This is a genomic window from Streptomyces sp. NPDC015144, from assembly GCF_043079735.1.
Classification (GTDB): domain Bacteria; phylum Actinomycetota; class Actinomycetes; order Streptomycetales; family Streptomycetaceae; genus Streptomyces.
Window position 1 is genome coordinate 194,732 of record NZ_JBIBUU010000011.1, and the last position, 14,121, is coordinate 208,852.

Consider the following 14,121-nt stretch of genomic DNA (forward strand, 5'->3'; position numbering starts at 1 on the left):
TGTGAACGACCGCACGCTGTCGGGCCCGGACGCCGGTGCGACCACCGCCCGGCCCAGGACCGCACCCCTGCTGCCCGCCCTGTTCGCCGCCCAGCGCGCCCGCACACCCGACGCGCCCGCGGTGATCGGCCCCGACGGGACCACGGTCACGTACGCCGCACTCGGCGCCCGCGCCGCACTGTTCGCCACCCGGCTGCACGCCCTGGGCGTACGCCCCGGCGACTTCGTGGGCGTGTGCCTGCACCGCGGACCCGACCTGGTCGCCGGACTTCTCGGCGTCTGGCTGGCGGGCGCCGCCTACGTACCGCTCGACCCGAACCACCCCGCAAGCCGCATCGCCCTCGTCCTGGACGACGCGCAGGCCCCCGTCGCCCTCGCCGAACGGGCCACCGCCGGCCAACTGCCCACCGGCATCCGGACCCTGCTCACCGACGACACCACCGGCGACCCGGCCCCAACGGCACCGGAGACCGCGGCCGACCCGGCCCGGCCCGCCTACGTACTGCACACCTCCGGCTCCACCGGCCGCCCCAAGGGCGTCCTCGTCCCGCACGCCGGCATCGCCAACCGGGTGCGCTGGCTGGCCCACCGCCACCGCCTCGGCCCCACCGACCGGGTCCTGCTCAAGACCACCGTCGGCTTCGACGCCGCCGGACTCGAACTGTTCTCCCCCCTCATCAGCGGCGCCGCCCTCGTCCTCGCCCCCCAGGGCGCCGAACACGACCCCGCGACCCTGCTCGCCGCCGTCACCGACCACGGCGTCACCGTCCTGCAGGGCGTCCCCTCCGTCTACCGGCGCCTGGTCGACGAACCCGGCTGGGAACGCGCCACCGCCCTGCGCCTGGTCTTCAGCGCCGGCGAACCCCTCCACGCCGACCTGTGCCGCCGCATCCTCGAACGCGCCCCCGGCGTACGGATCTGGAACACCTACGGCCCCACCGAGGCGTCCGTCGACATCACCGAGCACCCGTGGGACCCCGACCGGGACACCGGCGCCGTCCCCATCGGACGCCCCATCGGCAACACGCGCGTCGTCGTCCTCGACCCGGCGGGCCGGCCCGTACCCGTCGGCGTCGCCGGCGAACTCCACGCGGGCGGCATCCAGCTCGCCCACGGCTACCTGGGCCGCCCCGACCTGACCGCCGAACGCTTCGTCCCCGACCCCCACCACCACGGACAGCGGCTCTACCGCACCGGCGACAAGGTGCGCTGGCGCGCCGACGGCGTCCTCGAATACCTCGGCCGCCTCGACCAGCAGGTCAAGATCAACGGCGTACGCATCGAGCCCGGCGAGGTCGAGGCCGCGCTCGCCGCCCACCCCTGGGTCCGCACCGCCGTCGCCGCCGCCGTCCCCGACACCACCACCGGCGGCCACCGCCTCGCCGCCTGGGTCCAGCCGCGCGGCGAAGCACCCCGCCCCGACGAACTGCGCGCCTTCCTGCGCCGCACCCTGCCCGACGTCCTGGTGCCCTCCGTCTTCGTCACCGTCGACGCATGGCCGCTCACCCCCAGCGGAAAGATCGACCGCGGCGCCCTGCCCGACCCGGCCGCCGGCCGCACCGAAACCGCCCACGTCCCGGTACGCGACGCCACCGAACGCGCCGTCACCGAGATCTGGGCCCAGCTCACCGGCGTCCCCGCCGGCCAGATCGGCGCCACCCACGACTTCTTCCAGCTCGGCGGCTCCTCCCTGATGCTGACCCGGCTCTCCGAACTGCTGTCCGCGTCCGCCGGCACCCGGATCCCGCTGCGCGCCCTGTTCACCGCGACCACCGTCCAGGCCCAGGCCGCCCTGATCGCCCGCCCCGGCGACCCGACCGCCGACACCCACCCGGCAGAAACGGTTCTCCCCTTGCCCCGCAAGCCCGAGGGAATGCCCCTGTCACCCGGCCAGCAGGGCATGTGGCTCCTGGACCGGCTGCGCCCCGGCAGCAGCGAGTGGAACGCCCCCGTCTTCCTCACCCTGCCCGCCCGCTACAGCGACGCCACCGTCGCCACCGCCCTCACCGCCCTCGCCGACCGGCACGAGATCCTGCGCACCCGGTACGTCCTGCACGGCACCGAACCCGTCCAGACCATCGACGCCCCCCGCACCCGCCCGCCCCAGACCCGCACCGCGACCGCCACGACCACCGACGAGCTCAACGCCCTGGTGCAGGAGGAGTTCGCCCGCCCCTTCGACCTGGCCAACGGCCCCGTCTGGCGCGCCCTGACCGTACGCCGGGGGAGCGGCCACCTGCACGTGGTCCTCTCCCTGCACCACATCGCCTGCGACGGCTGGTCCTCCGTCGTCCTGGAACGCGACCTCAAGGCCCTCGCCGAGGCCGCCCACACCGGCACCGACGCCCGCCTGCCCGCCCTCCCCGTGCAGTACGCCGACCACGCCGCCCACCGCCGCGCCCGCCTCACCGACACCTTCCTCGCCCGCGAACTCGACCACTGGAAGCGGGCCCTGGACGGCATCGCCCCGCTCGACCTGCCCGCCGACCGGCCCCGGCCACCGGTACGCGACGCCCACGGCGCCGTCCACCTCTTCACCGTCCCCGCCGCGCTCACCGAACGCGTCGCCGCCCTCGGCCGCAGCTGCGGGGCGACCCTCCAGCAGACCCTCCTCACCGCGTTCGCCACGCTCGTCGCCCGCCTCACCGGCCGCTGGGACGTCCCCGTCGGCATCCCGGTCGCCGGCCGGGAACGGCCCGAGACCGCCGACGTCGTCGGGTTCTTCCTCAACACCCTCGTCCTGCGCTGCCAGGCCACGGCCCACGACACCTTCCACGACGCCGTCCTCAAGGTCCGCGACACCGCCCGCACGGCCTTCGCCCACCAGGAACTGCCCTTCGACCGGCTCGTCGCCGAACTCGACGACAGCCGCGACACCGCCCGCACCCCCCTCTACCAGGTCATGTTCGACCTGCACGAGGAGGGCCGCACCGGCACCGCGACCTCCTCCGGCGACCTCGACGCCTTCCGGGGAGCCTGGCAGGCCGCCCGCACCGACCTCACGTTCGTCGTGCAGCGCCAGGACGACGGCTCCCTGCTCGGCATGGCCGAGTACGCCACCGCCCTGTTCGACCCCGCCACCGTCGAACGGTTCGCCACCTGCTGGACCCGGCTCCTGGAGACGGTCGCCGACGACCCGTGGACCCCCCTGGGCACCGCCGACCTCCTGCCCGCCGCACTGCGCACCGAACTCCTCGCCCACGGCCACGGCCCGGCCGGCCCGGGGGAGACCCCCACCCAGGCCTGCGACGGCGCCGTGCACACCGCCGTCGCCGAGACGGCCCGGCGCTCCCCGCGGGACCCGGCCGTCGTCTGCGGCGACGAGACCTGGACGTACCAACGGCTGACCGGCCGCGCCGCCCACCTCGCCCACCGGCTGCGCGCCCTCGGCGCCGGCCCGGAGACCACCGTCGCCGTGCTCCTCGGCCGCACCCCCGACCTGCTCGCCACGATCCTCGCCGTCTGGCAGGCGGGCGCCGCCCACGTCCCGCTCGACCCCGGCGCCCCCGACGAACGCCTCGCCCATGTCCTCACCGACTCGCGGGCGGGCGTCCTGGTCACCGACACCGCGGGCGCCGCACGCCTGGCCGGCCTCCACCACGGCGCCGTCCTCACCCTGGACACCGAACCGGGCACCGCACCACCGGCCGACGCCCCGCCACTGCCCGCCGCGGACGGCACCCGCCTCGCCTACCTGATGTACACCTCCGGCTCCACCGGCCGCCCCAAGGGCGTCGCCGTCGAACACCGCACCCTGCTGCCGGCCCTGCGCGCCTTCCAGGCCCACCTGGACTTCGGCCAGGGACCCGACGACGCCTACCTCGCCCTGGCCCAGCCCACCTTCGACATCTCCTGGACCGAACTCCTCATGCCGCTCGTCGCCGGCGGCCGGGTGGTCCTCGCCCAGGACCACGAACTGCGCGACCACCGCGCCCAGCTCGCCCTCATCGACCGGCACGCCGTCAGCCACCTGCAGGCCGCCCCCACCCACTGGCAGATGCTGATCGACGCCGGACTCGGCCACCGCCCCCTGGTCGGCAAGACCGGCGGCGAGGACTGCCCGCCCGCCCTCGCCCGCGACCTCTCACGCCGACTGTGGCGGTTCATCAACGAGTACGGCCTCACCGAGACCACCATCGCCTCCACCCGGTGGGACGCCCACGACACCGCACGCTCCGTCCCGATCGGCCGCCCCTACCCGCACTGCACCGTCCGGGTACTGGACGAGAACCTCACCCCCGTCCCCTACGGAGCCACCGGCGAACTGTGCATCGGCGGAACCACCCTCGCCCGCGGCTACCACGGCCGCCCCGACCTGACCGCCGCCGCGTTCGTACCCGACCCCCACGGCGACCCCGGCACCCGCCTCTACCGCACCGGCGACATGGCCCGCATGCTGCCCGACGGCACCCTGGAATTCGCCGGACGCGCCGACGGCCAGGTCAAGATCCGCGGCCGGCGCGTGGAGACCGGCGAGGTCCAGAACGTCCTGGCCGAACACCCCTCCGTCGCCCAGGCCCTCGTCACCGTCCACGGCACCGGCCCCGACGCCGCACTCATCGGCTACTGGGTCGCCGCCGACCACATGCCCGTCCCCGCCGACAGCGCACTCCTGGACCACTGCGCCCGCAGACTGCCCGACTACATGGTCCCCGCACTCCTCGTGCCGATCACCGCCGTACCCCTCACCCGGCACGGCAAGGCCGACACCGCCGCCCTGCCCGTACCCGACCTCGCCGCCGCCCTCGCCGACGAGCCCTACACCGCACCCGAAGGCCCCGTCGAGGAGATCGTCGCCGGGATCTGGGCCGAGGTACTGCTCGGCCCCGACGCCGTCGCGGGCCACCGGATCGGCTCCCGCCAGGGATTCTTCCGCAGCGGCGGGAACTCCGTACGCGCCGCCCAGGTCATCGCCCGCATCCAGGAGGAGTTCGACGTCGAACTGCCCCTGCGAGCCGTCTTCGAACGCCCCACCGTCGCCCGGCTCGCCGAAGCCGTGGAAGAAGCCGTGACGGCCGAGATAGAGACGCTCACCGAAGCCGAACTCGCCCTCGCCCACAGGGAGTACCAGCCGTGACCGCACCCACCGCGCCGACGCGGCCCACGCAGCAGGAACTGCGCGCCGAACTCCTGCGCCGCCGCCTCGCCGGCCGCGCCGGGCAAGGCACCCCGACCACCGCCAGGGCCGCCACCATCCCCCGCGCCGACCGCACCAAACCCCTCGAACTCTCCTCCGGACAACGCCAGCTGTGGTTCCTGCACCAACTCGACCCGGCAAGCCCCGAATACCTCCTGCCCATGGCCCACCGGCTCCACGGCCCGCTCTCGACGGACACCCTCCGCCAGGCGTTCGACGCACTCGCCGCCCGCCACGAGATCCTGCGCACCCGCTACGTCCTGGACACGGCCGAACCCCGGCAGGCCATCGACCCGGCCGCCCCCGTCGACCTCACGGTCACCGACCGGCCCGGCCTCGACCCCGCCGCCCGCGACACGGCCGCCGTCACCTTCACCGAGACCCACGCCACCCAGCCCTTCGACCTCGCCACCGACCACCCCCTGCGGGTACGGATCCTGCGCCTGGCCCCCGACGACCACGTCCTGCTCGTCGTCATGCACCACATCGCCTGCGACGCACTGACCCGCCCCCTGCTCCTGGCCGACCTCGCCGCCCTCTACCGGGGCGAGGAACTGCCCGAACCCCCCGTCCAGTACGCCGACTACGCGGCCTGGGCCGCCCGCCGCCAGAACGGCCCCGACGCCGACCGCGGCCTCGACCGGTGGCGCCGCGAACTCACCGGCGTCGAACCGCTCGCCCTGCCCACCGACCGCCCCCGCCCCGCCACCCGCACCTGGGACGGCGCCTCGCACGGCTTCGACGTCCCCGCCGCCACCACCACCGCGCTGCGCCGGACCGCCGACCAGGGCGACGCCACCCTCTTCATGGTCCTGCTCACCGCCTACCAGGTCCTCCTCGGCCGCTACACCGGCAAACAGGACATCGCGGTCGGCACCGCCGTCTCCGGCCGCACCCGCCCCGAACTGCGGCAGATGGCCGGATACGCCTACAACACCCTGGTCCTGCGCGCCCGCTGGGGGAGCGACCCGGCCTTCACGGACCTCCTCGCCGCCAACCGCACCACCGTCCTGGACGCCTTCGACCACCAGGACACCCCGTTCGACCGGATCGCCGACGAGCTGGAGCCCGAACGCGACCTGTCCACCACACCGCTCTTCCAGGTCATGTTCGACCTCGCGTCCGGCGAGGGAACGGACGGACCCGAACTGCCCGGCATCACCGCCCGACCCGTCCCCGCCGCCGGCTCCATCGCCCGCTTCGACCTGACCCTCCACCTCACCGAACGCGCCGACGGCACCCTGCACGGCAGCCTCGAATACGCCACCGCCCTCTTCGACGCCACCACCGCCGCCCGGATCGCCGGCCACTACACCCGCCTCCTCACCCAGATCGCCACCGCCCCCCACACCCCCCTGTCCGCCCTCGACCCCATCGGCCCCCAGGAACGCGCCCTCCTCCTCGACGGACCCGCCACCCCCGTCGGCACCGACCACCCCCTGGACGCCACCGCCCTGCGCCCCGTCCTGGAAACCATCCTCCACCAGGCCGCCACCACCCCCGACGCCACCGCCCTGCGCCACGACGGCACCACCTACACCTACCGCCGGCTCGCCGAGGAATCCGAACGCCACGCCCGCCGGCTCACCGGACTCGGCATCGGCCCCGAGGACACCGTCGCCGTCCTCCTGGACCGCTCACCCCGCCTGATCACCGCCCTCCTCGGCATCTGGCGCGCCGGCGCCGCCTACGTCCCCCTCGACCCCGGCTACCCGGACGACCGCATCGCCCACATGCTGGCCACCACCGACACCCGCACCGTCCTCACCGAGACCCGCCACGCCGGCCGCTTCGCCGACGGCAGGGGCCGCACCGTCCTGGTCACCGACGACCCCGCCGAGCAGGCCGCCCGCACGGCCGCCACCGCCGCCCTGCCCACCACGTACGACCTCGACGCCCTCGCCTACGTCATCCACACCTCCGGCTCCACCGGCCGCCCCAAGGGCGTCCTCGTCACCCACCGCGGCCTGGCCAACTACCTCGGCTGGACCGTCCAGGCCTACGCCGACGCCGGCCCCGGCGGCGCCCCGCTGTTCTCCTCGATCGCCTTCGACCTCGGCGTCCCCGACCTCTACGCACCCCTGATGACCGGCCGCGCCGTCGACCTGCTCCCGCAGGACTTCGACACCGCCGACCTCGGCGCCCTGCTCACCGCCGGCGCACCCTACGCCTTCATCAAACTCACCCCCGGCCACCTCGACCTGCTCCAGCAACAGCTGACCGACGACCAGGTCCGCGGCCTGGCCGGCCTCGTCATCGCCGCGGGCGACTCCTTCACCGCCCGCCTCGCCGAACGCTGGACCGCCGCCGCGGGCCCCGACGGCCCCCGCCTCGCCGCCGAGTACGGCCCCACCGAGATCACCGTCGGCAACTCCGCCTACTTCCTCGACGAACCCCTCACCACCGAACTCGTCCCCATCGGCCGCGCCGTCCCCCACACCACCATGTACGTCCTGGACGAACACCTCGCACCCCTGCCCGTCGGCGTGCCCGGCGAGGTGTGGATCGGCGGCATCGGCGTCGCCCGCGGCTACGCGGGCCGCCCCGACCTGACCGCCGAACGCTTCGTCCCCGACCCCTACGGCCCGCCCGGCACCCGCCTCTACCGCACCGGCGACATCGCCCGGGTCCTGCCCGACGGCAACCTCGACTTCGTCGCCCGCGCCGACCACCAGGTCAAACTCCGCGGCTACCGCATCGAACCCGGCGAGATCGAGTCCGCACTCACCGCCGACCCCGCCGTCGCCGAAGCCGTCGCCCTCGTCCGCGAGGACACCCCCGGGGCCAGAGAACTCGTCGCCTACCTCGTCCCCGCCGAAGACGCCCGCCCCGACGACCTCACCCCGGCCGCCCTGCGCGCCCGCCTCGGCGACACCCTCCCGCCCTACATGGTGCCCGCCGCCTACCTCACCCTCGACGCCCTGCCACTGACCGCCAACGGCAAACTCGACCGCCGCGCCCTGCCCGCCCCCGGCCGCGCCGCCACCGCCGTCGGCGCCTACGTCGAGGCCCGCGACGCCACCGAAGGCGCCATCGCCGCGATCTGGGCCACCGTCCTGGGCCGCGACACCGTCGGCGTCCACGACAACTTCTTCGAGCTCGGCGGCGACTCCATCCGCGCCGTCACCCTCGTCGGCGCCCTGCGCGAGGCCGGCTGGGAGACCAGCGTCCGCGACATCTTCGCCCACCGCACCGTGGCCCGCCTGCGCGCCGCACTCGGCGACGCCGACGCCGACGCCGAGGGCACCGGACCCGGCACCACCGTCGCCCGCTTCGCCCTCATCGGCGACGACGACCGCGCCGCCCTGCCCGCCGACGTCACCGACGCCTACCCCGTCTCCCTCACCCAGGCCGGGATGCTCGTCGAGATGCACGGACGCAGCACCGAGAACCGCTACCACAACATCACCTCCTTCCGGATCCGCGACGAACTCCCCTTCGACCCCGACGCCTTCCAGCGCGCCGCCGACCTCATCGTCGAACGCCACGAGGTCATGCGGACCTCCTTCGCCCTCGACGGCTACTCCCGGCCCCTCCAGCTCGTCCACGCCGCCGCCCGGATGCCCTGCGTCTTCCACGACCTGCGCCACCTGCCCGCCACCCGACGCGAACAGGCCCTGTGGGAATTCGCCGACCGCGACCGCGAAGAACTCTTCGACCTCACCCGCGCACCCCTCATGCGCATGGCCGTCCACCTCCTGGACGACGAGAGCTGGTGGCTGTCCATCACCGAATGCCACCCCGTCATCGAGGGCTGGAGCTACCACTCCCAGCTGATGGAAATGGTCCGCGCCTACCACGCACTGCGCTCCGGCACCCCACCCGAGCCCGCCCCGCCCCTGCCCGCCGTCCGCTACGCCGACTTCGTCGCCGGCGAACTGCGCTCCCTGGACGACACCGCCGACCGCGACCACTGGCGCCGCATCGTCGACACCTACGAACGCTTCAGCCTCCCCACCGGCTGGCAGGGCGACGACGAGAGCGACGAGCGCTACCGCATCGACATCCCGCTCGGCGACACCGAACCGGGCCTGCGCGCCCTGGCCACCGCCGCCGAGGTCCCCTACAAGAGCGTCCTGCACGCCGCCCACAGCAAGGTCCTGTCCCTGCTCACCCGCGCCACCCGCTTCCGCGGCGGCATGGTCGCCGACGCCCGCCCCGAGGAAGCCGGCGCCGAACGCGTCTCCGGCATGTACCTCAACTCCGTGCCCTTCCCCTACGAGCGCACCGCCAGGACCTGGGGCGAACTCGCCCAGCAGGTCTTCGCCCACGAGGTCGAACTGTGGCCGCACCGCCGCTACCCCATGCCCGCCATGCGCGTCCCCGGCGGCGAGTCCCACCTCATCGACGTCCTCTTCCACTACCTCGACTTCCACCAGGTCGACACCGAACTCATCGACATCATGGCCAGCCGCGACGACAGCCCCAACGAGTTCCGGCTCGTCGTCGGCACCCCCGTACGCGGCCACCTCTCCCTCGCCTCCCGCACCGGCACCCTCTCCCGGGGCCGCGCCAAACGCCTCGCCGCCCTCTACACCGCCGTCCTCACCGACATGGCACGCACCGGCGCCGACGGCGACGCCCGCGGCGCCTACCCCGACGCCCAGGAACGCGCCACCCTCATCGCACCCGCCCTGCCGCACTCCGACACCCCCGCCGACGTCCTCGGCGCCATCGAGGCACAGGCCGCCCGCACCCCGGCCGCCCCCGCCCTCTCCCACGGCTCCACCACCCTCTCCTACGCAGCCCTCGACGCCCGCGCCGAGGCCGTCGCCCACCGGCTGCGCGCCCTCGGCGCCGGACCCGAGACCCGCGTCGCCGTACTCCTGGACCGGGGCCCCGACCTGGTGGCCGCCCTCCTCGGCGTCTGGAAGACGGGAGCCGCCCAGGTCCCCCTGGACCCCTGCACCCCCGACCCCCGCATCGCCGCCGCCGGCATCACGCTCGCCGTCACCGAACGCCGGCACGCCGCCCGCCTGGGCGACGTCCCGCTCCTGGTCACCGAGGACATCGACGACACCCCCGCACCCACCCGGCCCGCCACCGCCCACGACCCGGACCGCCTCGCCTACGTCCTGCACACCTCCGGCTCCACCGGCACCCCCAAGGGCGTCGAGATCAGCCACCGCTCCCTCGCCCACTACCTCCACTGGGCGGTCGAGCAGTACGCCGCCGCCGGCACCGGCGGCGCACCATGGTTCACCTCCGTCGGCTTCGACCTCGGAATCCCCGCCCTCTACGCCCCCCTGATGACCGGCCAGACCGTACGGCTGCTCCCGCAGACCTACGAACCGGGGGAGTTCGGCACCGAACTCCTCAAGGGCGCGCCCTACTCCTTCGTCGGACTCACCCCCGGCCACCTGGCACTCCTGGAGACCCAGCTCACCGACGCCGAACTCGGCTCCCTGGCCGCACTCGCCGTCTGCGCCGGCGACGCCTACCCGGCCGACCAGGCCCACCGGGTCACCGCCCGCACCCGGGCCGGCGGCATGGCCCTGGCCGCCGAGTACGGCCCCACCGAAGCCACCGTCGCCGCCACCGCCCTGCGCGTCCTGCCCCGGCACCGCCCCGCACCCCGACCCGCCCCGGCCGCCTCCGGCGTCCGGACCGGACTCCAGCACGCCGCCACCCTGCACGCCCCCGAACACCCCCGCGACCCGCGCACCCTCGTGGCCCTCGGCTCCCCGCTCCCGGGCGTCACCCTGCGCCTCCTGGACGACCTGCTGCGCCCGGTCCCCGACGGCATCACCGGCGAGGTGTACCTCGGCGGCGACGGACTCGCCCGCGGCTACGCCGGACGCCCCGGCCCCACCGCCGCCGCGTTCCTGCCCGACCCCTACGGACTGCCCGGCGCCCGCCTCTACCGCACCGGGGACCTGGCCCGCCGCCTGCCCGGCGGCGCCCTGGAGTTCCTCGGCCGCGCCGACGACCAGGTCAAGATCCGCGGACACCGCGTCGAACCCGGCGAGGCCGAGGCCGCGCTCGCCGCCGACCCCGCCGTACGCGAAGCCCTCGTCGCCGCCGTCGACGCGGCCGACGGCGGCAAGCGCCTGGCGGCCTGGGTGGTGCCCGCCGAGGGACACACCGTCCACGTGCCCGCCCTGCGCGAGAGGCTGCGCGCCGTACTGCCCGCCGCCGCCATCCCGGCCACCGTCACCGCCCTGCCCGCGCTCCCGCTCGGCGACAACGGCAAACGCGACCGGTTCGCCCTGGTGGCCCGCGCCGCCACCGCCGCCGACACCCCCTACGAGGAGCCGCGCAGCGACACCGAACGGCGGCTCGCCGCCGTCTGGGCCGAGGTGCTCGGCCTCGAACGGGTCGGCGTCCACGACGACTTCCGCGACCTCGGCGGCGACTCCCTGCTCGTCCCGCCCCTGCTGCTCGCCGCCCGCAGGGCCGGGCTCCCTCTCGACCTCGCCACCGCACTGCGCCACCACACGGTGGAACACCTCGCCGCCGCACTCGACGCCCGTACGGCCCAGGAAGGCTGACCCCATGCGCCATCTGATCTCCATCGACGACCTCACCGACGCGGAGCTGCGGCGGATCGTGGACCGCGGCGCCGAGTTCTCCGCCGGCCCCGCCCGCCGGGCCCTCCCGCTGGACGGCCAGGTGGTCGGCGTCTACTTCGCCAAGACCTCCACCCGTACCCGCACCGCCTTCTCCTCCGGATCGCTGCGACTGGGCGGCTCCCTCGTCTCCTACGGGCCCGGCGACCTCCAGCTCAACACCGGCGAGACCACCGAGGACACCGGCCGGGTGCTGTCCGGGATGCTCGACGTCCTCGTCGCCCGGACCGCCGGGCCCGAGGCCGAACTGCGCGGCTGGGCCCGCCAGGGCACCATGTCCGTGGTCAACGCCATGACCGCCGAGGAACACCCCACCCAGGCACTCACCGACCTCACCACCCTGGTGCGCCACTTCGGCCACGTCGAGGGCCTGCGCATCCTGTACACGGGCGAGGGCAACAACACGGCGGCCGCCCTCGCGCTCGCCCTCACCCGCTTCCCCGGCGTCCACTTCGAGGTCCGCACCCCGCCGGGCTACGGACTCGACGAGACGATCGTGCGCCGGGCCCGCGCCCAAGCCGCCCGCACCGGCGCCACCCTGACGGAGCGTCACGACATGGAGGAGCTGGCCGGCGGCTACGACGTGATCTACACGACCCGCTGGCAGACCACCGGCACCAGCAAGCCCGACCCCCACTGGCGCACCCTCTTCGCCCCCTTCCGGGTCACCCCCGCCCTGTGGGGTACCAGCCCAGACGCCGTGTTCATGCACGACCTGCCCGCCCACCGGGGCGAGGAGGTCGTGGCCGAGGTGCTCGACGGGCCGCACAGCATCGCCTTCGCCCAGGCCACCAACAAGATGCACAGCGCGATGGCGGTCCTGGAGTTCGTCCGCACCGCGAACGGGCCCCAGGCACCCGCGACGGCCCCGGCCGCCGGCCGCGAGCTGGTGGCCGCGCGATGAAACCCGCGACCGACCCCGCGCCCGCCCCCGCCGACCCGGCGGTGGTGCCCTGGCTCCTGGCCGAGCAGCCCACCGACACCGACACCGACACCGGCACCGTTCCCGTCGCCGGCACCGGTCCCGGTCCCGGTCCCGTTCCCGGCACCGGCACCGGTGCCGGTGCCGAGGAGCGGCCCGCCGGGACGGCCGCGCCCGCCCCGGCCGGGAAGGACACCGCCCCGCCCGTACCGCTGCGGCGCAACCGCGACTACCGCCTGCTGTGGGGCGGCGCCGGACTCTCGCTGCTCTCCGGACGCGCCACCGCCGTCGCCTACCCGCTGGCCGTCCTGTGGGCGACCGGGTCGCCCGGCGACGCCGGACTGGTGGGGACCGCGCTGCTGCTGCCGCAGCTCGTGGTGCAGCTCCCCGGGGGCGCGCTCGTCGACCGCTGGGACCGCCGGCGCGTCATGCTCGCGACCGGGCTCGGCCAGGCGGCGGTGGCCGGCGCGGTCGCCGCGCTCCTGCTCAGCGGGCAGATACTGCTGTGGGCGCTGCTGGCCGCCGCGTTCGTCGAGGGCACCCTCGGCGTGCTGTTCCAGCTGGCCGAGCGGGCCGCCGTGCCCGCCGTGGTGCCGCCCGAGCAGATCGGCGCCGCGATGACCGGCAACGAGGCCCGTACCCGGGGGGCCGCCATCGCGGGCCAGCCGCTGGGCAGCGGACTGGTCACCCTGGGCTCCGCGCTGCCGTTCGTGGCGGCCGCCGCCGGTCAACTCGCCGCCGTGGCCTGCCTGTTCGGGGTACGCGGACGGCTCCAGCAGGACCGGGCCCCAGCGCCCCGCACCGCGCTGGCCGCCGAGGTCCGCGCCGGACTCGTCTGGATGTGGCGCCAGCGCTTCCTGCGGGCCGTGATGGCCGCCGTCGCCGTCTCCAACATCCTCTTCCAGGGCCTCAACCTGGCGGTGATGTCCGGCATCCAGTCGGCGGGCGGCACCGAGTTCCAGGTGGGCGCCGTGCTCTCGCTCAGCGGGGCGGGCGGCCTGGTCGGGGCGCTCAGCGGCGGCCGGTGGACCGAACGCCTCTCCATGCGCGCCCTGGTCATCGGAGGGCTGGCGGTCTGGGCGCTGCTGATGGTGCCCGTCGCCGTGCTCCGCGACCCCTACGCCCTGGGCGCGATCTTCGCGCTGAGCGGCTACGTGGGCGGTGTGTTCAACGTGGCGGGCAGCGTCTACCTCGTGCGGATCGCACCGGACGAGATGCGCGGGCGGGCCAACTCCCTGGCCATGCTGGTCGGCGGCGGCGCGATGGCCGTGGGACCGGTCGCGGCCGGGTTCGCCCTGGAGGGCCTCGGCCCGACCCGCACCATCCTCGGACTCAGCCTCGCGATGGCCCTGACGGCCCTGGCCGCGCTGGTCTCCCCGGCCCTGCGCCGGGGCCCGTTCGCGGCGAACGGCTGACCGGCCCCGACCCGGCCCACGAAAGGAAGAAGGGGGGCACCGCGGACGCGGTGCCCCCCTTCCCCGTGCCCGCCGGGA

General features: G+C 75.2%; 4 protein-coding genes. All 4 read left to right on the plus strand.

All coding sequences use genetic code 11. The features are described from left to right. Window position 1 precedes the first annotated feature (1 nt). The 4 genes from ACF08W_RS20375 to ACF08W_RS20390 are packed head-to-tail and all read left to right on the plus strand — an operon-like array spanning window position 2 to window position 14,043. Window positions 2-5,077: an amino acid adenylation domain-containing protein gene (locus ACF08W_RS20375; protein ID WP_392280073.1), complete on the plus strand. Its 5,076-nt coding sequence runs from the start codon at window positions 2-4 to the stop codon at window positions 5,075-5,077. Continuing rightward, window positions 5,074-11,628, plus strand: coding sequence for an amino acid adenylation domain-containing protein (locus tag ACF08W_RS20380; protein WP_392280074.1), 6,555 nt, complete (start codon window positions 5,074-5,076; stop codon window positions 11,626-11,628). Before ACF08W_RS20375 ends, ACF08W_RS20380 begins: the two co-directional genes overlap by 4 nt. Window positions 11,629-11,632: 4 nt before the next feature. Beyond that, on the plus strand, window positions 11,633-12,610 hold the full coding sequence (locus ACF08W_RS20385; RefSeq protein ID WP_392280075.1) for an ornithine carbamoyltransferase: 978 nt from the start codon (window positions 11,633-11,635) through the stop codon (window positions 12,608-12,610). Then, window positions 12,607-14,043 (plus strand): MFS transporter, encoded by a 1,437-nt coding sequence (locus tag ACF08W_RS20390; RefSeq protein WP_392280076.1) that lies wholly within the window; start codon window positions 12,607-12,609, stop codon window positions 14,041-14,043. The genes ACF08W_RS20385 and ACF08W_RS20390 overlap by 4 nt, the downstream gene beginning before the upstream one ends. Window positions 14,044-14,121: the final 78 nt, after the last annotated feature.

Coding starts and splice junctions, on each gene's coding strand:
- ACF08W_RS20385 (WP_392280075.1), top strand. CDS start 11,633: ATGCGCCATCTGATCTCCATCGACGACCTCACCGACGCGGAGCTGCGG.
- ACF08W_RS20390 (WP_392280076.1), top strand. CDS start 12,607: ATGAAACCCGCGACCGACCCCGCGCCCGCCCCCGCCGACCCGGCGGTG.